Genomic DNA, 22,323 nt, shown 5'->3' on the forward strand with positions numbered 1-22,323 from the left:
TTGGTCTCCGAAATTCTCGGGCTACCTCGCCTATGCAGCAGTCTGGTCGGAACCTGTCTCTGAGGAAGCGGCCCTTAGCGCGGAGTTGTCAGCCCGGAGGCGGCGTTTTGCAACCCCACCCTCACGACAAGTCTTGGCGCAAAGCGCCCACCGGCGCCTTCAGCAACTATGTCCGCCTTGGGATGGATCAGCCGGAACAGCACGGTTTCGCTCGCCCCTTCGACCTCGGGCTGGATGGACAGGCTGGCGCGCACCCGCCCCCGGGGGTCCACGAGCTCGAAGGCGCTGCCGCGAAGGATGCCCATGCCGCCCTGTGCGGTCGCCGGCAAGATTTGCGTCAACCCGATTCCTAGGAGCAAAACCAAATTGGCCGCAGTTAATACGCCAAGAAATACCTCGCGCCTCATCTATCATTCCTCCAATCATCAGCCGATCGGGAAATGTTGCGCCTCTCTTGCGGCAGTGCGGTGATCACCGTCTGGCGATTGCGGCGGACGACCCATCCTCTGATCGGGTGGCGCGAACAGAACGCGATGGCCCTTTCTATCAAAGGCGGTGTAGACCTCGTTTGCAAGATCAAGCGCTCGAACCAAGCTATGGCAGTCGACGCTCAGGCGAGGCTCGCAGCCAGAATGCGTTGCGATCCCTTTCCACGCATTTCCTCGCGTTGAAGCGTTTTGACGGCATGGTCGTACTGACCCGCGGCATAGAGCGCAAAGCTGTAGTACCAGTGCTATGGGGGAGCTGGGTACTAGCTGCCCTAGTCCGAATGAGTGCCGGTACTGAGGGCCGTTGATGCCGTTCTCCGCACCCAGCCACGTTCAAAGCCACGGCCCATCACTCGATCGGGGATGCGATCGGCTTTCCCTTCTCCACGACGTAGGTCGCGATCACCTTGGCGCCGGCGGGACCGGTCCTGGCGTCGTGGACCTTGGCCGGCGGCACCTGGTAGGATTGGCCGGCCGCGAGATGTCGCGGCGGCTCGCCCTCGATCAGCAGCTCGAAGCCGCCCTCGATGATGTAGCCCGACTCCGGTCCCGGATGTGTGTGGCGTCCGACCGCAACGTTAGGTGCTATTTCGGCAATGCCGATAACCGTCTCGTACGCGGTGCCGGGCACGTCGAAGCGCTGCAACGGCGTACGCTTGATTGGTTGCTGGTCGGTCGCGGCCGCCGGCGTTTCCTGAGCCCCGAGCAGGCCCGTCCAGGCAAAGCCTGACAGCGCGGCGCAAAGCGCAAGGGTGTACCTGAGTTCGGGCATCTATCGCCTCCCTGATTTGACAGTGCCATTATCGGCGACGACTGGGCAGAGCGTCTCGGACTCCCGCGAAGTCCTCCTATGCCGTGGACGAACTGACGATCCCGTGGCCATTGAACGGTATATTCATCCAGTCTAATATCTTTGGGCTGCGGAAGGCGGCGCGGGGGTAGCCAGGGATGAACGGCACCGACTTTGCCTCCTTGCATTTCTCGACGCGCGAGCTTGCACCGGGCAAGCGCCTGCAGGCGCTGCGCGAGCTGTTCGACCGGGCGGTCCGCCTCAACATCGACACCGAGCCCGGCCGTGCGGTTGAGATGCAGATGCACGTCGCACCGGGCCTGCGTCGGGCAACCATGCTGTCGCCGCTGACGGCGCGCCTCACCCGCCCGGCGCCGATGCTCGCGGACGGCGAGGACACCATCTGCCTGATGATGAAGACCAGTGGTCACATGGCCCTGGCTCAGGGGCGGCGCGAAGGCGTGCCCGAGATCGGGGACGGTGTACTCCTCGTCTATCGCGAGCCGGTCGAGCTCCATTTCGTTGACGCTACCTATCTTTCCGTGCGCGTGCCCTTCACCGCTCTGGCCGGGCTGGCCGACGTCGAGGCTGCCGCCGCGCGGCGCATACCGGCCACGACGGAAGCGCTATCGTTGCTGCGGAGCTATGTCGTGGGCCTGCCCGACCGCTTTGCCGACCCTCGGCTCGCCCGGCTATGCGCAACCCACGTCTACGACCTTATCGCTCTGGCGATCGGCGCGACCGAGGAAGGGCGCGAGATTGCCGGTCAACGGGGCTTGCGGGCCGCGAGGCTGCAGGCGATCAAGGCCGACCTGGTAAAGGATGCCGCGATCCACATTGACGAGCTCGCGGCGCGCCACGGGATTTCGCCGCGCTATGTCCAGATGCTGTTCGAGGGGGCCGGCACAACCTTCTCGGATTTCGCTCTCGAACGGCGGCTCGACGCGGCCCGCACCATGCTGACCAGTCCGCGCTACGCGAGTTGGTCGGTCACCGAACTCGCGTTCGAGGCGGGCTTCGGCGATCTTTCGCACTTCAACCGGCGGTTCAAGCGCCGGTTCCTGATGACCCCGTCGGAAATGCGCCACAACGGCAAGGCTGAGGCCACAACCGAACCAGATCTCGCGCCTTGATGGTGCCCACGGCAAAACGTCCGCCGTCGGCGTTTGCGAGCTATCTCAGGCTCAGCTAGCCATTCGCAGCGAGCATCGGGAGTGGTGCGGACAGGACCGCCGCCATTCCAGTCGGCGCCTACGAGCCGGAACGATTGGCGAATCTCGGTATCGGACACGGCGCAATCGATGTCGGCGGTGGATACACGTACTTTGACCCTTCCACTGGAACTGAAGCTTCGGCCGTCCTCGGCTTCACCTACAATTTCGAGAATCCTGATACCGACTACCAGAACGGCATCGACATGCATGTCGACTGGGGCGTTGCGCAGTTCGTCAACGAGCAGTTCTTCGTCGTGCTGCCGGCTACTACTACCAGCAGATCACGGGTGACAGCGGCGCGGGCGCGACGCTCGGCGAATTCAAGTCCCGCGTCGCCGGCATCGGACCACAGCTCGGCTATCTCTTCCCGATCGGCGACAGCATACAAGGCGCGTTCAACGCAAAAGCCTATTGGGAATTCGCTGGCCAAAACAGGTCGGAAGGCTGGAACTTCTGGGCAGCCTTCTCATTCTCTCCGGCTGCACCAAAATAAACGCGCTGGGGTCGGTGCCGGTCAATGGACAGTCCCCTGTCACGATCGAATGTCTGCCTTGGCGCTTAGCAGACGTTGGAAAACGCGGGCTGAACAACAGCGTGGGACGCCGCAACTGGATTCGGTGAACGCCCGCCGGAGGAGCCTTCTCACACCCGTAGGCTACCGTAATTTACGTTGCCCGCTGCCCAAGATTGCCGCAACGTAAGGCTGTACCCCCCAAGGAGGACGGCCATGCCAAGAGGAGTAATCCGAAGTCGTGTCGCTGATCGTCGCGACCGAGAAGATGATTGTTAAGGTATAGTTTTGCGCGACGCGCTTTGACTTCACAGGCACCGATCGCACTGCTTTGTGGTTTGCCTGTAATACTTTCATGGGATATATTAGCAAAGTCGAGAGGGGCCGCGGTGACTCCAGTTCCGCAAGTGCGCGCCAGTGCCTACCTTCCGTTTGTCCAATTCATGGAGGGGCTCGGCGCGCCATATGCGCGGGAGATGGATGATGGATTGATCCCTGCGGTGACAGGCAGGGACTATGAAGCACTGGTTCCGGCCCATCTCGCACATGCCTTCCTTGAGAAAAGCGCCCGGTCTGCCGGCATACCGAACCTCGGCTACATCGTTGGCCGCGATGCGCGAGTAGAGGGCCTCGGTGCTTTCGGGCGCAACCTTCTGCGATCGCTCACGCTGCATGACGCGCTGGGCAAGATCCGCTCCACGTTCTCCCTTTACAGTTCAGCGGAGCAACTTTGGTGGACCCTCTCCGGGTCGAACGTCCAGTTCTTTCATCGCCACATGCACGAGACCGGACCGGGCAGTCGTGTCGCCCAGCAATGCGCCCTGCTGCTGATGCGGGACCTCATCAGGCTCGCCGCCGGACCTGACTGGCAGCCCAGCGAGGTCCTGATGACTCCGAACCGCAACGTCTCCGCAGCGCAGCTGGCGTTCGAAACGGAGAATGTGCGTCCGTCGGAGTTTTGCGGCTTCGTCTTTCCCGCTGAGTTGATGAGCCTGCCCCTTGAGCGGTTCCGGGGCGACGCGAGCGTACACGATCGCGACCTGATGGCGTTCGACGCCTCCGCGCCGGCAGTGGATTTCGTCGGCTCGGTCAAGCAGATCATCGCCGCGCTGATGGTCGAAGGCCGCTGCCATCTGAACGTCATCGCCGAAGCGCTCGGAATGCACTCTCGAATGCTGCAGCGGATTCTCGCGGATTGTCACAACGACTATTCCGAGCTTCTAGCCGAGGTCCGTTTCGAGGCCGCGGTGAGATTGCTGGAGGACCCCAAGCGACGGGTCATCGATATCGCCTTTGAAATCGGCTACAGCGACTCTGCCAACTTCACGCGGGCATTCCGGCACTGGACCGGTGTCTCGCCGTCGGACTTCCGTCGACTGCGGCAGGAGCGCCGCCAGTGAGCCGCCATCGCACGGCCCGTGCCTTCCCGTCCCTCGATCCCGCGTTGTCGTGAAATGACAGGACGGACCAGTGCGCGTCAGGATAGCATCGGGCCAATCTCTGCAACTGCTGAAGTTAGATGAAGTTAGAGGTTCGCTTTTGCCGATAGCGGCTCGGCTGCTGCCGGTCAACTTTTTGAGAGGGATCGCAAAATGACCACCAGACGGAACTTGCTCCTGACCGCTTCCGCCTTTGCCGCTGCAGTGGGATCGACCAAGGCGAAGGTCGCGCAAGCGGCTGACGACATGGCCGATTTTCTGTTCGTCCAAACGGCCGACTCGATGAGTTACGACAAGGCCACGAACAAGTTGACGCTGGTGGATGTTGCCACCTCGACGCTATTCTTCACGGATCGGCCGGAGCGCCTCGCCGGGAACATGAAGACAGCGGCCTTCATTCCATTCTGGAGCACGGGCAAGGACAGCTTCCTCTCCGATCCGCCGAACGCCGACCTGTCGATCCTCGAGGGCGACCAACTCAAACAGTTCGTAGTTGTCCTCAAGGACCCGCAGCTGAACGGCGGCGACCTTTCTTACACTGTCCAGGTCATCGACGGGGATATGCCCGACAAGGGTTCCGAGATCTCTGTTTTCATCGACATCATCGGCATGCCGTTGACACCGCTTTCCTATGCGGGAGTGGCGCGGCGCTCTTTCAGGCGGGCAGCGCTCTACTAATCCTACACCGAGCGGGCAGTTCGCTCAGCCCGCAGATGCCTATCGATGCGGTGGGGCCATCGAAAGAGGATTTCCGACACATGAATGCCTCTCTGCTTCGACCCTCGCGGTGGCGTCTTTCTCCTTCGCGGACAATCCCATCCCCGCGATGGCTGAACGCGCGATCCCCGGCAATCCATAGCGGTCGTGACGGCTTGCAGCCAGCACTGCCAACCTTGTGAACCTAGGAAAGGGACTGACCATGAAATCGATACACAGCGGACACTCTGCATTGACGATGTTCCTTGCGGCATCCACTTTTCTCATTACCAACATTGAGAGCATCGCCCAGGCCACCGAAATCCCCCCATCGCTGGTTACCCCCGACAAGCTCGAGTCGTCGCTCGGCACGCTCGAATTCAAGGACGGCGCCCCGAGTGCGGAGACCGTCCAGAAGGCCTTGGATGCCCTGGACTTCACGCACGCGCTCGACGCCTATGTCAACAGTTTCGGCGGCGCGTCGGCGTATGCGATTTGCCAGGGGTTTCAAAGCGTCGGAGCGAACCCGAACTCGATTGTCGTCTTCTCCGAGCTCATGGATTCGAATTCGCTGTTTCTCACGGGAAATGCCGACACGGTCTACTATATGGGATGCCTCGATCTGACGAAGGGTCCGCTGGTGATCGAACAGCCTCCCAAGTCGGTCGGCACGATCAACGACATGTGGTTCCAGTGGGTCATCGACATCGGCTTCCCCGGTCCTGACCGCGGTGCGGGCGGCAAGTACCTTATCGTCCCTCCGGACTACGACGGGCCGCTCCCGGACGGCGGCTTCTTCGTCGGGCGCGCCAAGACGACCCTCGCGCTCTACGCATCTCGCGCTTACCTGACGGATGGCAAGGACCCGAAACCGGCCGCCGACATGATCCGCCAGACGATGAAAATCTACCCTTATAAGCCCGGAGGCTACGGCACGAGCATCGCCACCGCTCTCGACGGCACGGTCGGGCTCGCCTCCGATCCGCCGGTTCCCGAGACCAAGTTCGTGGAGGGGAGCGGGAAATCGTTCAACACGATCCCGCCGAGCGACTTCGGGTTCTTCGAAACGCTCAATGCCAATGTCCAGCAGCAGCCGGCCACTTCCTACAACAAGGAACTTGCTGGACAACTCGCCGCCATCGGCATTGTGCACGGCAAGCCGTTCGCCCCGGACGACCGTATGCGCAAGATTCTCACCGATGCCGCCGCCGTCGGCAACGCCGCCTCGCGTGCACTGAACTGGCGCGGGAGCGACGTTCCGGGCTGGGCCTTATATCCTGACTCCGGCTGGTGGAGCATGCTCTGGGAGGGCGGCGCCAATTTCGAAACGCCGCCGCCAGTGATGGGCGCCGACGGTCTGTTCAAGCCTTTCCCGCCGACCGGCGCCACCACGCTCAACTCCAAGACAGCGTTCTACTACGGCTACACGCTCGACTCGCCGGGCATGATCATGACGCTCCCGAAGGTCGGCTCTCAGTACCTCATGGGCGCAGTCGACGCCGACAAGAACTATTTCGATGGTGGCAAGACCTACAAGGTGACGCTGCCGAAGGACATTCCGGCGGCCGCGTTCTGGTCGTTCACGCTCTACGACAACCAGTCGCGCTCCATGCTCCAGACGCCGCAGCGCTATCCCCGCGCCGGCAGCCAGAACTTTCCGTCGCCCGCCGCCGAAGCGGACGCCGACGGCACCACCACGGTCTACTTCGGCCCGACCCAGCCAGAGGGGGTGAAACGCGGCAACTGGATCCAGACCATGCCTGACAAGGGCTGGTTCACGCTGCTTCGGCTCTACAGCCCGCTGGAAACTTTCTTCACCAAGGAATGGAGGCCGAGCGAGATCGAGTTGGTCAAGTGATGGCCGCTGGTTCTTAGAGATCGCGTCCCTAACCCTGCACGGGAGTGTGCGCACATGAACCCGACTAAGCATTTGGCAATGCTCACCCTGATCGTCGCGTGCCTCATGTTGCCGGTGTACGCAACGACCGTCCAAGCGCAAACCGTCGAGACCGGTATCGTCAAGCTGACCGATTCCAACATCGAGTACTTCAGCCGGGGAGAAGGCGAACCCATAGTCCTGCTGCCGGGCGGAACCCTGACCGTGGGCTACCTGGATGGCCTGGCCGATGCCCTCGCCAAGGCCGGCCATCGGGTGGTTGGCATCAACTTCCGGGGTTCGGGCAAGAGCACGGGTCCAAGCGAGGGCGTCACGCTTCAGACGATGGCGGACGATGTCGCGGGTGTGATCAAGGCCCTCAACCTCGGGCCGGTAAATGTGGCCGGCAACGACTTCGGCAATCGCGTTGCGCGCATGTTGGCCGCGTCTCATCCTGAGCTGACGCGCAGCGTCATTTTGTTGGCCGCAGGCGGGAAGGTGCAACCCGCACCGCCCGCGGCCAAAGCCCTAGGGATTATCTTCAACCCCGCGTCCACCGACGCCGACATTCTGGCGGTATTCCCCTTTCTGGTTTCCAATCCTGCGGATTCCGCCCGCGTCTGGAAGCTTTTCAAGCCTTCTCTCGATCCGGGAGCGGCGGCTATTGAAAGGGCGGCTGCGGAAAGCACTCCCCTCGATACTTGGTGGGCGCCTCCGGGAGAGACCAAATATCTGATCCTGCAGGGAGCCGAGGATCAGATCGCGCCTCCTGAAAACGGCGAGCAGCTTCAGAAGGAACTCGGCGACCGGGCCACACTCGTCAATGTCCCCGGAGCGGCGCATCTCCTGCCCTTGGAACAGCCAGAAGTGGCCGCGTCTCGAATAGTCGATTTCCTCAAGCAGCTTTGACGCAAAAGTGTTGGCCGCGTTCCAGCGGGAGAGGCCGCGTCTCAGATGCCAGGGAAATGCTGTAGACTCGGATTTCTGTCGAAGCTGGAGGTCCCTCTCGAAGAATTGGGGGCTTGGAGTCCGACATGGTTACCGCGGCGGTGACAGCTTTTGGCAGCAAAGCGGACGATACCCTCCTGGTGATCAAGCGTCTGCATCGGGTCAGGTGAGGACAGAGCCTGCGCCGGGCTGAAAGTCCGCTCACTTACACCTCACACTGGAAGCCGCCAGCCAGCTTTCGGCCCAAAAGGCTGCCGGGCTGCAATGCGCCGCATATCCGACATTGAGGCCCACTCGGTCGTTTCCCGAAAGCTGACGGTCGGCTCAGGCGGGATGATGTCCGGGTTTGATCCAAGCAGGTCATTCACCTGGCGCATCCGGAAGGTCTTGAATGGCGGGGAGCTGTCATTGACACACGCCGTTTTGACAAGAATGTTGTAGCGTCGTGTTTGAACTGCCCGCCCGACTCGAAGGGGGGACAACTGCCGCGACTGTCGGCATTCAGGTCCGCCTGGCGAATAACGTCATTCCGGCGAACCATCGCCACCAGCCTGGGCGATCCGTCAAGGTTGTCTCACGAAGGAGGATGAGTGACATGAAAGCAGCAACTTGTATTGCAGCGGCAACGAGTTATTGTCACAATCCCCACGTATCGTTCAGAAGTAGAACCCTTCACGACATCCGGGAATAAGCTGCCATGAGCATACTGCGACGGGCGGATAGTGAAAGTCGGTCCGAAAACTTGGGTGGGCAACCAAAGAGGACGACCCCTAATGTTTGCAACGCCTGATTTTCTGAAACTAGCCTGTAGCGTGGTGTTTGGCTTGGTGGCCGCCCTGCTCGTGCTAGGCTCGGCGCATGCCATGGGAAGCCTCAGGCGAATTGTTTTCTGCTCCTCGGCTCTGATCTTGATGCTGCTAGCGGCAAATGCGGACCCTCTCACGACGATGGACGAGGTTGGAGCGGCCATCTTGTCATGCTGGAAACCACCGGTCGGTGTTGAAAAGTCCACTGTTACGCTGAGTTTCAGTTTAAAGAGCGATGGATCGTTAGTTGGTCCGCCACAATCGACATTCGTTAATGTCGCCGGCGATGAGGAAGTTCGTCAGCACTTTGTTGCTGCTGCAATGGACGCGGTGGATCGATGCACACCCGTTGAACTGTCTCCCGCCTTGGCCCAAGGGATCGGGGGAAATCCGTTCACGCTGGAATTTGCATCATCCGATAAGGCGCAAACCCTCACGCCCTCGAATTAGCGGAACCCTTTAGCGAGCAGCTCGACGGGAGGTTCTGGCCGAGGTCCATTCGTCGAAGTGTCGCGAACATCTCCTCACTTCGCCGAGCCGCCCGTACATTTGTGTCCGGACGGAGTCGCCATCGTGTGCAGAATTGCGGCGCGAATGTCTGCTCGCGAGTCGGACACGGCCGTTGCGGCAGCGTCCAGGAAAGTCCGACAGTGGCGCAACTTTCCCGTTCGACAATGCGAAGGTTTGACCCGATCCGGACCTTCTAAGGCTTGCCGCCGAGCCCTCGAATGAAGCTGATCATGTGAGCCGCCGCTGCCTCCGGCTGTTCCAAGGGCATGAGATGGGCTGCTCCTGGCACGTCGATCAGCGTCGCCCGATCGCCCAGCTCCTTCTGAAGCTGCTCGCCGTTCTCAGGCGGCGCGATTTGATCCTCTGCTCCCTGCAAGATCAGGTATTTCGTCTCCCCCGGAGGCGCCCACCAAGCATCGAGAGGGGTGCCTTCCGCGGCCGCTTTTTCGATACCTGCCGCTCTTGGATCAAGAGAAGGCTTGAAGAGCCCCCAGACCCGAGCGGAATCTGCAGGATTGGACACCAAGTATGGAAAGACCGCCAAAATATCGGTATCGGTGGACGCCGGATTGAAGATAATCTCCAACGCATGCAAGGCCGCTGGTTTGGGTTGAATCCTTCCCCCTGCCGCCAGCAGGGTGACACTGCGAGTCAACTCTGGATGAGACGCGGCCAACATGCGGGCCACGCGATTGCCAAAGTCGTTTCCAGCCACGTTGACCGGCTCTAGCTTCAGGGCCTGGATCACCCCTGCCACATCGTCAGCCATCGTCTGAAGCGTCACCCCGTCGCTTGGACCGGTACTCTTGCCCGAGCCCCGGAAGTTGACGCCGACGACGCGGTAGCCAGCCTTGGCGAGTGCATCCGCCAGCCCATCGAGATAACCTACGGTCAGGGTTCCGCCCGGCAGCAAAACGATCGCTTCACCTTCGCCTCGGCTGAAATACTCGATGTCGGAATCGGCCAGCTTGACGATGCCGGTCTCGACGGCTTGCGCCTGCGCAGTTGGTGCGAATGCCAACAGCGCGAGGCCGGCGGTGAATAGTGCGATCAATGCTGGTTGCTTTGTTAGGATCACGGTTCTCTCCCATTAATGCAGGACATCGTCGCCAAAGCTATCTGGGGGAAACAGCAATGGAAGGTAATTTACGTGGCGGGCGTGTAAAGCGGGCGCAAAGCGGTCCACACTAGGCTGGACTTTCTAGCCCAATTTTCACGAAAGCGGATCTTCCGCTTCCGGCCCATTTCGGTCATCGCCGACCGCCTACGAGATGACTACGGCATTCCTATCCAAACTCGTCATGGTCTCAGGAGCCTGAGCGCTGCCTTTGTGGGCAACAGTCAACTATCCGCTGGTTGGTTATCTGATTTTCACTTTGCTAGAAAACGGGGCTGTATTTGCAGTATTCCACAAGCGTTAGCATCGATTGGCGCCTGCGCGGTCAGCGGAGAACCGAGGTCTGCCGCTTACGTGGGAATTGCCCAACTCTCAACCGGCCGACCTATGCCACATCTAACCGTTTGTAATATATAACAAAATTGGCGCACCCGACAGGATTCGAACCTGTGACCTCTGCCTTCGGAGGGCAGCGCTCTATCCAGCTGAGCTACGGGTGCCTTCAGGATCGGCGATCTTGAAAACGAACCAGCCGGTGAACCGGCCAGCCACGGCTTCTTAGCGGAAGCGGCGGCGGGCTTCAACGGGCAATTGGAGGTGCGTTGCCTGCTCGCGCAGAGGTCACAGGTTCGAATCCAGTCGGTGCGCCAAATCTACGCTCGGCGTGATATCGTGCTGCGGCCTGAATTGACCCCGCTTCCAACCGGAGCAGCTTGCGCGAACCACGCTACGAAATGTTGATGATGAGCCCCTCACCGGAAGCCGCCACCTTCTTCACGAATTGCTGCACTTCGGCGTAACAGCCAGTCAGCCAGCCGAGGGGTGATTCGTCTGGGGTGAAAGGTCGGTTCCAGATCACACCGGGGTAGATATCGAGCTCCGTCATCCGCGCAGGATCGTAACGGCGGGCGAACTCGGCAGGTGTGAGCGTATCGAGATACACCGCGAAGCGGCGAACCTGATCGGGTCGTAGCGCCCGTGCGTGGCCCTCATCGTCGAGATCTTGGCCACCCCGCACGAAGTAGCAGGCGGGCTCGTCGCCTTCGTCGGCAGTGCCGGTGAAGAGAAAGTGCAGGCCATGCCAGCCCCGGTCGATGTCGATACTCCGATCCGGATCGGGCGGGTGGATCGCCGCGCCGCCGTTGGAGTCGGGAATCACTTCTTCGATCGTGATTGGCGTCAGACGCAATAGCCAGCCGAGCACCCCTCTCGGCCAGACCTTTCTCACCCGCAGCGTCGAGCCGTCTTCAGGGTAAAGGAAGCCGGCCATCGCATCTGGCTCCGCAAGCAATCGCTTGATCTCAGCCTCTGACGCACGATGCAAGCTACATGTCAGGCCCATCTGCCGCCCCCTTCAACGAAGCGCCATTCTATTGGCGCGAACCACTGCCTGCCATAGGGCAATCCGAGCCGGTTTTCGGAGCAATCGGTCGTAGTGGCTTGGCGGGTCTCGGATGCGAGCGGTGGTATTCGCGAAGGCCAGCAAGCCTGAAACGAAAAAACCCGCCTCGGCGGCGGGTCGCTGGCGCAAATCAGCACCATCTCCAAAATAATAGCATAATTGCCGTCACCGGGCAACCGATCGCGAGCCCGCCGGTTCCGCCCACAACGGAGCAAGCGGGCCCCTCACGGCTGCTCCGCAGCCTCGTCTTCGCATCCGCCGCCATCGGCGCAAGGCTGCAGTCACCTCGACATGGTCGTTGCGCTGGGCGGGCTGCCGGCGGCTGCAAACATGACCAAGCTAGCTCGCGCCGCCCTCCGTCTCGCTCTTCACAGCCCGCCTGCGCACGCCGCGCGGCACCCGCTTCGCCTTCTTCGCGCCGGTCAGCTCATGCATGGCGTCGAGCTGCATCTGCTGCATTTCGGCCAGCCGCGTCCATTGGCGCGCGATCAGATAGTCGAGCTTCTCGTGCAGGTGCCGCACTTCCAGCTCGGCCTTCAGATTGACCCGGTAGTCGTTGAACGAGCGCAGGCGGTCTTTTGCTTCCTGCCGCTTCTGGCTCATCATGATGATCGGCGCCTGGATGGCGGCAATGCAGGAGAGCAGAAGGTTCAACAGGATGAAGGGGTAGGGGTCGAAGGCGCTCACCGCGCCCTCGATCAGGTTGATGCCGATCCACACCAGCAGCACGCTGGCGAACGAGATCAGGAACCACCAGCTGCCGCCGAACGCAGCCATATTGTCGGAGACGCGGTCGGCGAATGACCTGTGCTCCTCGAACTCCTCTTCGCTGTTTTCGGAATCGTGTCCTGCCTGGCGATGCTCTCCACCACCTGCCGGTCCAGCTCGGAGAATTCGCCGTGCTCCTGCTGCAGAAGCTCCTCCATGTAGCGCATCCGGTAGCGGCCGAGCTCCTCGCGGCTGATGCGGGCGCCTGTCGGCAGATCCGGGTGATCGGCGCGGATGCGGTCGGCGAGGCTTGGGCGCAAATCGTCGATGCGCACCAGGTCGCGCTTGCGGAATCTTCTGCCGCTGATCGCCGACGGCTTCTTCTTCGGCTTTGCCCGTCCGGGCAGGGCCGGTTCCGAGTCCGGCACGTCTGGCGTTTCGAGCTGCTCGTCCGAACTTTGAGCCCCGATGGTCGGCGCCTCGAAATATTCGCCGCCACTGTCGTTGTCTGGCGCCTTCTCGAGCGTCTTGGGGGCGGTGCTCATGCTGCGGGCTCCTGCTGTTACGCTGGGCGAGAGGCCAGGGCGGCGGAGCATATCCACCGTTCGGGCGGATTTCGCATCCCATGTCCGGCTTTTGCGGTCGAGTCGGAGAAGCAGCTGGGCAGCGGCGGCGCGTTCACGATCGCGCGAGCAGGGCGCCTGCTGCCGGCCTGCGTGCCGAACCTGCCGGCAGGTGCGAAGCTTCTATCCGCCGCTCACTGCTGCACGAACATCAGCCGCGTCTTCGCATCGGCGATCGTCGGCGACAGGCTGCGCTGGATCAGCGCCTCGACATGGTCGTTGCGCTGGCGGGCGCTGTCGGCGCCCATCACCACGATGATTAGCTGGCGGCCGTCGGCGCTGTAGGAAGTCACGATGTTGAAGCCGGAGGCCCTGATATAGCCGGTCTTGATGCCGTCGACGCCGCGCACCCGGCCGAGCATGTCGTTGTGGCCGCGGACCAGCCGTCCGCGGAACATGAAGTCGCTTTCGGAGAAATAGTGGAAATGCTGCGGGAAGCGGTTGCGCAGCGCCATGCCCAGCACCGCCATGTCGCGCGCCGTCGTCACCTGGCCGCCGTCGGGCAGGCCCGACGCGTTGCGGAACACGGTGCTCGCCATGCCGAGCTGGCGCGCCCTGGCCGTCATCATGGCGGCGAACTGATCCTCGCTGCCGCCGAGATACTCGCCGACCGCCACCGCCACGTCATTGGCCGATTTGACGACGATGGCGCGGATGGCGGAATCGACGTCGATCGTCTCGCCGCGCCGGAAGCGCAGTTTGGTCGGCGGCTGCCTGGCGGCATTGTCCGAGACCGGGATCGGCGTGTCCTTGGCTAGGCGACCGCTCTCCAGCGCCTCGAACAAAAGATACAGCGTCATCATCTTGGTCAGCGAGGCCGGATAGCGCTGGGCGCCCGAATTCACCTCGAACAGCTGCTTGCCGGTCCTGGCGTCGACGACGATCACCGCGTATTTCTGTGGCGCCGCCGGCACTGCCAGCACAGTGTCTGGCGGCGCCGTGGTGCAGCCGGCGACAAGCGCCAGCAGGGCAAACACGGCCATCAATTTCTGGATGAGCGGGAAGGGACGCTGGTCGGACAAGGGCTGGACTGTTCTGAACGCGGCTGTTGCTGAGATGCGGCGAAGCTAACGTAACGCGCCTGCCGCGTCCATTTGGTTAACACCTGCAATGACGCATTTGCCCAGTTTTCGGAGGCTGGCGCCGCCCCTCACCTGCCTGCCGGCATCCTCTCCCCGTAAACGGGGCGAGGGACGCTGTCATCGACGGTTCGCCGATCACCAGCGTTGCAAGAACGCGCCAGCGCCGCGGCCAGCCCCTTTCTCCCCGTCACTATACGGGGAGAAATGCCCGGTAGGGCAATGAGGGGCAGCGCCGGCCCTTGCAGGGTTTCCCTCTGCCGCGCCCACAGCCTCCCACGTCCCCCGCCCCGAAAACGCCTGCTTCCTGTCCTGTTTGGTCTTCGGGGTCGCGCTGCTATTATGCGCGCGGCATTGGCTTGGGGGTTTTTATGACGGGTGGAATGGAACTCGGCGCCAAGGCGCCGTCTCTTATCAAGGCATCGCTGGGCCGTACCGGCAAGTGGGCCGGCAGCGTCGCGTTCGTCAGTGGCGCCGTTTCCGACGTGCTCAATCCGCTGGCACCGTTTGCCGCCTATATCGCTTTACTCGCCGCGGTCGCGGCGGTCATCATCGCGATTGCCGTCGTGCTCAAGCTGGTGCTGGCGGCCAAGGCCGTGCCGGCGCTGATTTTTGCCACCAGTGCGGCGGCGGTCGCCGGCGGCGTCTACGGGCTTCAACAGCAGACCAATGCGCAAAACGGGGTGATTGCCAGCCTGGTGCCGGCCATCGCCGAGCTGCAGCAGTCGATGGGCATCGTCGCCGAGAAGGTGGCCAAGATCGAGCAGACCGTCACGCAGACGCAGAAGACGGTCGAAGCCGTCAAGCAGTCGACGGACACCGTGGCGAAAAAGACCGAGGAGATTGCTTCCAACCAGCAGCAGCAGGCCGCGCAAGGCGCGGAAACGCAAAAGACCGTCGAAGCGGTGAAGCAGACCACCGACACGCTGGCCGCCGGCCAGCAGCAGCAGGTGGCGCAGGCCGACAAGCTGCAGGCGACGACCGAGCAGATCGCCGCTTCCATCGACACCATCGCCAAGGGGTTCGCCGCCCTTGCCGCGCAGGGCGGCGCGATCGCCGACCCCAAGCGTCCCGACGAGTTTTACCACAATGCCCGTGTCTACGAACTGTCGGGCGACATGCTCAATGCAAGGCGCTCCTACCTCGCCTTCGCCGGCTTCGATGTCGACGCCGTCGACCCCTACACCCGCTTTGCCACGCTGCTTCGGGTGCAGGACGGCAAGGCCGACGCCCGCGAGGTGTTCGGCGCGCTCTCCGACAAGGGCAAGGCGCTGTCGATCAAGCTGGTCCATCTCATGCAGTTCGACGATGTCCAGCGCCTCGACAAGCTCAACGCCTTCATCGCCGCCCATCCCGACTTCGCGCCGGCCTATTTCCTGCTGGCGCAGGAGTTTTCCGAGGACCGCCTCGGCAGCCAGTCGCTGTCCGACAAGCGCAGCGAAGCCCAGGCGCTGACCAAGTTCGTCGCCTACGAGAAGGATGGCGGGCTGCTCAAATATTTCGTCGACCAGAGAGAACTTGCCGACTGGCTGGACCGCAGCCGCAGCCGGCTGGCCGCCCTTGGCGACGTGCTCGATCCTGCGCTGTTCGCGCCGACGCTGACGCCGATGCGGTCGAACCAGGGCTGGTCGATGACCATCTCGCTGCCCGAGCCGGCAACCGCCATTTCCTGGAGATTGGGCAACAGCGGCCCGTTCACCGACACCGGTTTCATGGCGATGAACGACCAGCGGACCGGCAAGCCGATGCCCAATCCGAGCTTCGAACTGCCCGACAGCACCGCTGCCACCACCATCGGGATAAAGTATCTCGATCTGCGCGGACGCGAGACCGGCCCGTTCGACATAAGCTTCGATCCGGACGCCGCGCTTCAGCAAGGTGCGAAGCAGATCCTCGACCAGTTCTGGACGTCGTGGATCGCCTTCGACGCCAGCGGCAACCACGGCCTGGTCTACTTCTCGCAGATGCTGTCGTTCCGCTGCGCCATCAAACAGGTGCATTACGGCCTGAATGGCGCCGCGCTCGACAAGGAGATCAAGATGCCGCCTTGCGACAAGAAGGACCCTTACGCCATCCCCTACGACTACCAGCCCTATTTCAAGGTCGCCGACAGCGTGAAGTCGATGTCGGTGCAGGTCACCTACACCGATGGCACCAAGTCACCGGTGCGGGAGTACAAGCGGCAGTAGACTTGGTTGCTGTGGCATTGGCGATGACTAGGCGTCGGCGCCGCCCCTCACCTGCCTGCCGGCATCCTCTCCCCGCATAGTGACGGGGAGAGGGGTGCTTTCGCCCAGGATTTCGCCAATCACCAGCATTGCAGAAAGGGCGCTGCAGCCGATGCCGGCTTCTTTCTCCCCGGGCAATGAGGGGCAGCGCCGACTTCGACAATTGGCACCTCTGGCCTCGCCTGATGCAAAATGCCTGCCCTCACGCTTGCGCAATCAACCCCGAGCGGGCTTTGCTCACACCGGGCAGAATCGGCAGGTGGACATGGACACGCTCACTATCGGCGCAAAGGGCATTTCGGTCTCGCTCGATCTCACGGTCGGCCATATCGCCGACATGGTGGTCGACATCGACGGCCGCCGGCTAAACCCGTTGCATCGCGCACCCTGGGTCGGTGCGCCACGCGAAACGCTGCCTGAAAACCTGCCCGAGGGCACGGTGCGCCTGTCTGGCGATTTCCTCTGTGCGCCGTTTTCGCGCAGCGATGTCGAGGAGGCACCTCTGCATGGCTGGCCGGCCAACAGTCAATGGGATGTCGTCGACAGCAGCGCCATCGCCGATGGTTGGCGCGCCACCTTCCGGTTGCGCCGCAAGGTCATGGGTGCCGCAGTCGACAAGGTCCTGACCGTGCGCGACGGCCACCCCTTCCTCTATCAGGAACATGTCTTCTCGGGCGGCGCCGGCGCCATTTCCGTCGCCCATCATCCGATGACGGCGATGAAGGACGGCGGCAGGCTGGCCTTCTCGCCCAAGCGCTTCGCCGCCACACCCGCTGATCCGCTGGAGCCCGATCCGGCGCGCGGCCGCTTCATGCTCGCCTATCCGGCGCGTTCCGCCGACCTGGCGCGGTTTCCGACCGCCGATGGCGGCACGGCGGACCTTGGCGACTATCGCAACGATCAGCTGCGCGAGGATTTCCTCACTCTGGTCGAGGCCGATCACGGCGGGCCGGGCTGGACGGCGCTGGCGCGACGTGCCGAGCAGGACCTGGTGCTGGTGCTGAAGAACCCGGCCGAACTGCCGGTCACCATGCTGTGGTTCAGCAATGGCGGGCGCGACTACGCGCCGTGGAACGGCCGCCACCGCGGCGTGCTCGGCATCGAGGACGGCCGCGCCGCCGTCGGCCGCGCCGCCTCGCTCGGCGACAACTGGCTGAAGCGCGAAGGCGTTGCGACAGCCTTCGCGCTTGCCGAAGGGCGCTCGGTGTCGTTCCGCCATGTCATCGGCGCCGTCCCCCTGGCCGGCGGCGAGCCGCCGCGCGACATCGAAACCACGCAAGGCCGGATGCGCATCCTCGCCGCCGACGGCACGGCGATGGAGATTGCCTTCGACGGCGACTTCCTGCGCATCGGCCGGTCCGTCCCGGCCTGAGGCGCGGGCGCCAATCCCGCGTTTGAAATTTCCACCAACTGTCGCCAAGATGCGCCGATCACCCTGCGGAACATCCAGCCAGGAATGCCTCATGTCCGAAATCGCCCATCTCGCTGCCACCATCTTCAAGCGTGCCGGCAAGGCGTCGCGCTTCGTCGTCGCCATCGCCGGCCCTCCCGGCGCCGGCAAGTCGACGCTATCTGCCTCCCTGCATGACCTGCTGCCGGAAGGGTCTTCGGAGGTCGTGCCGATGGACGGCTTCCACTATGACGACATCGTGCTCAACCAGCGCGGCCTTCGACCAAGAAAAGGTGCGCCGGAAACCTTCGACTTTGCCGGCTTCGAAACGCTTTTGAAACGCATCCGCTCGGGCGAGCCCGACATTGCCATCCCGGTGTTCGACCGCAGCATGGAATTGTCGCGCGCCGCCGCGGCAATCGTCGGTGCCGGCACCAAGTTCATCCTGGTCGAGGGCAACTATCTCCTGCTCGACGAAGAGCCGTGGTCGCGGCTGGCGCCGCTGTTCGATTTCACCATCTTCGTCGACGTGCCGCGCGACGAGCTCGAACGCCGCCTGCTGGTGCGCTGGCACGGGCATGGCCGCTCCGATGAAGACGCCCGCGCCTGGATCGCGTCCAACGACATGCCCAACATCGACCGCGTGCTGGCGCGGCGGCGGCCCGCCGATCTTGTCATCGGCGATCATGCCGGATTTTAGCATTGTTGGTCGGGGAACCTTAAGACTTTCCGGTCGTTATGCCCGACACGGCATTTAGCTGGATCAGGGAATATCCGATGGCACCCAGGACCCAAAAACCCGCCAAGGGCAGGTCAGTTCAACCCAGGGCAACGCAGGCAAAAGCCGGTGCCGGCCCGGCAATCGCCGAGCGTTCGAAGGACGCCAAGCCTGCCTTCGGCAAGGCCGCGCCAAGGAAAGTGATGTCGGGCGCCGCGCCGAAGGTCACCAAGGCGAGGAAGCCGGCGGCAAGCACCGGCTCGAAGGGCGCCGTTCGCACGGCAGCCAACATTGCGGCCGGAGCGGTCGTCGCCACCGCGCGAGGCGTCGCGTCGTTTGCTGCCTCCGTCGTCGGCAGGGGCGGGTCCAAAGCCAAGGCAAAATAGGCCCGGTCAATTCCCCCCGTCCTTGCGGCAGGCCGCGTTCAGCCCCTTGCGGGAATGGTCAGGCCCTTCTGCACGGCCGGTCGCGCAAGGCCGCGCTCCAGCCAGGCGCCGACGATCGGAAAATCGTCGAAGCCGACCAGTTCGCGCGCCTCATAAAAGCCGATCAGATTGCGTACCCAGCCGAGCATCGAAATGTCGGCGATGGTGTAGTCGTCGTCCATGATCCATGTCCGGCCCTTTAGCCTGGTTTCGAGCACGCCGATCAGCCGCCGCGATTCGTCGCGGTAGCGTTCCAGCGGCCGTTTGTCGGCGATCTCGCGCCCGGCGAATTTGTTGAAGAAGCCGACCTGTCCGAAGATCGGCCCGATCGAGGCCATCTGGAAGAACACCCACTGGATCGTCTCATAACGCCGGATCGGATCGGCAGGGATCAGCTTGCCGGTCTTGTCGGTGAGATAGAGCAGGATGGCGCCGGATTCGAACAGGCCGATCGGCTGGCCGCCGGGACCGTTCGGGTCGATCATCGCCGGTATCTTGCCATTCGGGTTCAGCGACAGGAATTCCGGCGTCCAGCTCTCGTTCTTGCCGATGTTGACCGCATGCGCCTCGTAGGGAAGGCCGAGTTCCTCCAGCGCGATCGAGATTTTCACGCCGTTGGGTGTTGTCGCGGAATAAAGCTGGAGGCGGTCTGGATGCTTGGCCGGCCAGCGCTTGGTGATCGGAAAGGCGGACAGGTCGGTCATGGAAGGCTCCGGGATCGGGCGCGGAACAGGCGCAAGGGACGGGTCGCAAAGAATTAGGAGCAGGCCCGGCCCCGATCAATATGGCCGGCAAAGGTTCCGGGCAAATGGTGCAGGACGGCCTCAGACCGCCTTGAAGGCCAGCACCGCATTGGTGCCGCCAAAGGCGAAGCCGTTGCTGATCGCGACGCGCACCTTGCGCTCGCGCGCCACGTTCGGCGTCACGTCGAGATCGCAATCAGGATCAGCTTCGCGGAAATTCGCGGTCGGCGGCACGATGCCCTCGCGGATCGCCATGACGCAGGCGATCATCTCCAAGCCGCCCGAGGCGCCGAGGCAATGTGCGTGCATCGACTTGGTCGAGGAGATGGCGAGCGAATGCGCGTGCTCGCCGAAGACGCGCTTGATCGCCGCCGTCTCGATCTGGTCGTTGGCCTTGGTGCCGGTGCCGTGCGCGTTGAGGTAGTCGACATCCTCCGGATTGAGCCCGGCATCGGCGAGACAGAAGCGCATCGCCGCTTCCGGTCCTTCAATGGTTGGCGCGACGATGTCGGAGGCGTCGGCGGACAGGCCCGTGCCGGCGATTTCGGCCAGGATGGTGGCGCCGCGCGCCATGGCGTGGTCGTAGCTTTCCAGCACCGCCATGCCGGCGCCTTCGCCGAGGATCAGGCCCTGGCGATCGGCCGAGAACGGTCGGCATGTGTCAGGCGACAGAACGCGCAGCGCCTCCCAGCCCTTCAGCACGCCCCAGACCAGCGGCGCGTCGGTGCCGCCGGCGACCATGACGTCGGCGCGGCCGAGCCTGATCTGGTCGACCGCCGAGGCCATCGCATGGTTGGCCGACGAGCAGGCCGAGGTGACGCCAAACACCGGCCCGCGCAGGCCGAGATGCATGCTGACCTGGCCGGAGGCTGCGCCCGGCATGACTTTCGGCACCGTGAAGATGCCGGCGCGGTTCTTTTTCTCGATCAAAATCGCGCGATAGTTTTCCTCGATCGCCTCAAACCCGCAGACCCCAACGCCGACGATGGTGCCCATCCGGTAGGTGTTGTCGGCATGCGCGGTCAATCCGGAGCGCTGCATGGCTTCGCGCGCGGCAATCACCGCCAGCAGGCTGAAACGGTCCATCGATACCAATTGCTTGCGGTCGATGCCGTGCTCGGGCAGCGCCTTGATCTCGCAGCCGATCTTGACCTTCAAATCATGCAGCAGCGGATTGTCGATCGGGCCGATCGCCGAGCGGCCGGCGCGCATCTCGCTCCAGATTGCCGGTGCATTGGTGCCGAGCCCGCAGATCCCGCCGATGCCGGTGATGACGACGCGTTTCAGCATTCGGTCAGGCTTTTTTCGTGATCAGTGCGCGAACTGCCTCGACCATGTCGCCGACATTCTTCAAATTGCTCCAGGCATCGACCGTGTTCATCTCGATCTCGATGCCATACTGTTCTTCGAGATCGAAGATGATCTCCGTCAGTTCCAGCGAATGGATGCCCAGCGACGTCAATTCGGTATTGGTGGTGATCTCTTCGCCGCCAGGCTCGGCATGAGCCTTGATCTTCGCGATGATGTCCGCTGCCAGCTGGTCAGCCATTCGGTTTCTTCCCCAACTTTGTCGTTTCCCGACGCCGACTGATCAGCGCCCCTTTGTCCCCGGATTCACATCGTCGTCGTCGCCCTATACCCCGCCAGGCGCTGCGTGACCGTTCCAAGGTGGCTCCCTCTATAGAAACCGAAACGTTGTGAAGCAACAAGCTATATATCGACAAAGCCACGGGAGTGCTTAACGTTGGTCGTGTGGACATGATGGAAACTATCTCGACTTCAGCGCCCGCGGCCCAGCGTGTTGCGGGGCGAGCCAGGCTTTTCTGCGGCAAGAGCGATGGTCGCACGCGCCTTCGGCGTCTCTATCAGGACGGTTCGGCCAAGATCCGCATGCCGGCAGTCTCGGCCGATCCGCTCGAAGCCGTGCTGATCAACACCGCCGGCGGCCTGACCGGCGGCGATCGTCTCGGCTGGGAGGTGGATGTCGGCGCCGGCGCCTCGGCCTCGATCACCACCCAGGCCTGCGAAAAAATCTATCGCGCGGCATCGGATCGCGGCGAGGTGCGGGTGAGGCTGACCGTCGGCGCCGGGGGCCGCATCGCCTGGCTGCCGCAGGAAACCATCGTCTTCGATCGGGCGGCCTTTGCCCGCACCCTCGACGTCGAGCTTGCCGCCGATGCCGAGGCGCTGCTGCTCGAGGCCACCGTCTTCGGCCGCCTGGCCATGGGCGAGCGCACGACGCATGGCGGCTTTCACGACCGCTGGCGCGTCCGCCAGGGCGGCGCGTTCGTGCACGCCGAGGATTTCCGTATCGGACCGGATATTGCCGCCAGCCTTGGCCGTGCGGCCGTCGCCGGCGGCGCCGCTGCGATGACGACGGTGCTGTTGGTCTCGCCGCGCGCCGAGGCGTTTCTCGATCCGGTTCGCGCAATCATCGGTGGCGAGGGCGACGCCAGTGCCTGGAGCGTGAAAAAATCTGGCAAGCTTCTTGCGAGGCTGTTTGCCGAGGACGGCTACCAGCTCCGCAAGCGGCTGGTTCCGCTTGTCGAATTGCTCAACGGACGGGCGGGTCTGCCCAAATTATGGTCACTCTGATTCTGACTAGGTCAATC

General features: G+C 62.9%; 19 protein-coding genes, 1 tRNA gene and 2 pseudogenes. 12 read left to right on the forward strand and 10 right to left on the reverse strand.

Annotated features, from left to right (window positions below; genetic code table 11):
* Positions 1-74 precede the first annotated feature (74 nt).
* Together ACSQ3Z_RS05140 and ACSQ3Z_RS05145 are read right to left on the reverse strand one after the other, a co-directional pair.
* Positions 75-407, reverse strand: a complete 333-nt coding sequence (locus ACSQ3Z_RS05140) for a hypothetical protein (RefSeq protein ID WP_436170268.1) — start codon at positions 405-407, stop codon at positions 75-77.
* A gap of 430 nt (positions 408-837) precedes the next feature.
* Positions 838-1,260, reverse strand: a complete 423-nt coding sequence (locus ACSQ3Z_RS05145) for a cupin domain-containing protein (RefSeq protein ID WP_436170269.1) — start codon at positions 1,258-1,260, stop codon at positions 838-840.
* Between the two features lie 176 nt (positions 1,261-1,436).
* Here ACSQ3Z_RS05145 and ACSQ3Z_RS05150 point away from each other — a divergent pair, with 176 nt between their 5' ends.
* The 7 genes and pseudogenes from ACSQ3Z_RS05150 (at position 1,437) to ACSQ3Z_RS05180 (ending at position 9,218) form a co-directional block, all read left to right on the forward strand.
* Positions 1,437-2,411 (forward strand): helix-turn-helix domain-containing protein, encoded by a 975-nt coding sequence (locus tag ACSQ3Z_RS05150; protein ID WP_436170270.1) that lies wholly within the window; start codon positions 1,437-1,439, stop codon positions 2,409-2,411.
* Between the two features lie 95 nt (positions 2,412-2,506).
* Positions 2,507-2,985: pseudogene (locus ACSQ3Z_RS05155) on the forward strand (SphA family protein); the annotation flags it as partial.
* A gap of 506 nt (positions 2,986-3,491) precedes the next feature.
* Entirely contained in the window at positions 3,492-4,403 is a 912-nt protein-coding gene (locus ACSQ3Z_RS05160) for a helix-turn-helix domain-containing protein (RefSeq protein ID WP_436170271.1), read from the forward strand.
* Positions 4,404-4,595: 192 nt separating this feature from the next.
* Complete coding sequence (locus ACSQ3Z_RS05165; RefSeq protein WP_436170272.1) at positions 4,596-5,120, forward strand: hypothetical protein; 525 nt, start codon at positions 4,596-4,598, stop codon at positions 5,118-5,120.
* A gap of 241 nt (positions 5,121-5,361) precedes the next feature.
* The gene (locus ACSQ3Z_RS05170; RefSeq protein ID WP_436170273.1) at positions 5,362-6,996 is read left to right on the forward strand and encodes a DUF1254 domain-containing protein; all 1,635 of its coding nucleotides are present in this window, start codon (positions 5,362-5,364) and stop codon (positions 6,994-6,996) included.
* A 54-nt stretch (positions 6,997-7,050) separates the two neighbouring features.
* A complete protein-coding gene (locus tag ACSQ3Z_RS05175) occupies positions 7,051-7,923 on the forward strand; it encodes an alpha/beta fold hydrolase (RefSeq protein WP_436170274.1) in 873 nt (290 codons plus the stop codon).
* Between the two features lie 812 nt (positions 7,924-8,735).
* Positions 8,736-9,218, forward strand: a complete 483-nt coding sequence (locus tag ACSQ3Z_RS05180; RefSeq protein ID WP_436170275.1) for a hypothetical protein — start codon at positions 8,736-8,738, stop codon at positions 9,216-9,218.
* A gap of 253 nt (positions 9,219-9,471) precedes the next feature.
* Here the strand turns inward: ACSQ3Z_RS05180 and ACSQ3Z_RS05185 are convergent, their stop codons facing one another.
* The 5 genes and pseudogenes from ACSQ3Z_RS05185 to ACSQ3Z_RS05205 form a co-directional block, all read right to left on the reverse strand.
* Complete coding sequence (locus ACSQ3Z_RS05185) at positions 9,472-10,356, reverse strand: alpha/beta fold hydrolase (protein WP_436170276.1); 885 nt, start codon at positions 10,354-10,356, stop codon at positions 9,472-9,474.
* Between the two features lie 462 nt (positions 10,357-10,818).
* A tRNA-Arg gene (locus ACSQ3Z_RS05190) sits at positions 10,819-10,895 on the reverse strand.
* Positions 10,896-11,122: 227 nt separating this feature from the next.
* Positions 11,123-11,737 carry a YfbM family protein gene (locus tag ACSQ3Z_RS05195; protein WP_436170277.1) on the reverse strand — a complete coding sequence of 205 codons (615 nt, stop codon included), beginning with the start codon at positions 11,735-11,737 and terminating at the stop codon, positions 11,123-11,125.
* A gap of 399 nt (positions 11,738-12,136) precedes the next feature.
* A pseudogene (locus ACSQ3Z_RS05200) lies at positions 12,137-13,050 on the reverse strand (DUF1003 domain-containing protein).
* Positions 13,051-13,262: 212 nt separating this feature from the next.
* Positions 13,263-14,150 carry a D-alanyl-D-alanine carboxypeptidase family protein gene (locus ACSQ3Z_RS05205; RefSeq protein ID WP_436170278.1) on the reverse strand — a complete coding sequence of 296 codons (888 nt, stop codon included), beginning with the start codon at positions 14,148-14,150 and terminating at the stop codon, positions 13,263-13,265.
* Positions 14,151-14,578: 428 nt separating this feature from the next.
* Between ACSQ3Z_RS05205 and ACSQ3Z_RS05210 the strand changes: the two genes are divergently transcribed.
* From ACSQ3Z_RS05210 to ACSQ3Z_RS05225, 4 genes are all read left to right on the forward strand, one after another.
* Positions 14,579-16,396: a methyl-accepting chemotaxis protein gene (locus tag ACSQ3Z_RS05210; protein WP_436170279.1), complete on the forward strand. Its 1,818-nt coding sequence runs from the start codon at positions 14,579-14,581 to the stop codon at positions 16,394-16,396.
* Positions 16,397-16,700: 304 nt separating this feature from the next.
* Positions 16,701-17,807, forward strand: a complete 1,107-nt coding sequence (locus tag ACSQ3Z_RS05215) for a hypothetical protein (protein WP_436170280.1) — start codon at positions 16,701-16,703, stop codon at positions 17,805-17,807.
* A 91-nt stretch (positions 17,808-17,898) separates the two neighbouring features.
* Entirely contained in the window at positions 17,899-18,525 is a 627-nt protein-coding gene (locus ACSQ3Z_RS05220; RefSeq protein WP_436170281.1) for a nucleoside triphosphate hydrolase, read from the forward strand.
* A 77-nt stretch (positions 18,526-18,602) separates the two neighbouring features.
* Positions 18,603-18,929 (forward strand): hypothetical protein, encoded by a 327-nt coding sequence (locus ACSQ3Z_RS05225; protein WP_436170282.1) that lies wholly within the window; start codon positions 18,603-18,605, stop codon positions 18,927-18,929.
* A gap of 38 nt (positions 18,930-18,967) precedes the next feature.
* Here ACSQ3Z_RS05225 and ACSQ3Z_RS05230 read toward each other — a convergent pair whose 3' ends face one another.
* The 3 genes from ACSQ3Z_RS05230 to ACSQ3Z_RS05240 form a co-directional block, all read right to left on the reverse strand.
* A complete protein-coding gene (locus ACSQ3Z_RS05230) occupies positions 18,968-19,672 on the reverse strand; it encodes a glutathione S-transferase family protein (RefSeq protein WP_436170283.1) in 705 nt (234 codons plus the stop codon).
* A gap of 120 nt (positions 19,673-19,792) precedes the next feature.
* Positions 19,793-21,001 carry a beta-ketoacyl-[acyl-carrier-protein] synthase family protein gene (locus tag ACSQ3Z_RS05235; RefSeq protein ID WP_436170284.1) on the reverse strand — a complete coding sequence of 403 codons (1,209 nt, stop codon included), beginning with the start codon at positions 20,999-21,001 and terminating at the stop codon, positions 19,793-19,795.
* Positions 21,002-21,005: 4 nt separating this feature from the next.
* Entirely contained in the window at positions 21,006-21,260 is a 255-nt protein-coding gene (locus tag ACSQ3Z_RS05240; RefSeq protein WP_436170285.1) for an acyl carrier protein, read from the reverse strand.
* Positions 21,261-21,469: 209 nt separating this feature from the next.
* Here ACSQ3Z_RS05240 and ACSQ3Z_RS05245 point away from each other — a divergent pair, with 209 nt between their 5' ends.
* Complete coding sequence (locus tag ACSQ3Z_RS05245) at positions 21,470-22,306, forward strand: urease accessory protein UreD (protein ID WP_436170286.1); 837 nt, start codon at positions 21,470-21,472, stop codon at positions 22,304-22,306.
* Positions 22,307-22,323 lie beyond the last annotated feature (17 nt).

The organism is Mesorhizobium sp. LjNodule214 (genome assembly GCF_964252735.1).
GTDB lineage: Bacteria > Pseudomonadota > Alphaproteobacteria > Rhizobiales > Rhizobiaceae > Mesorhizobium.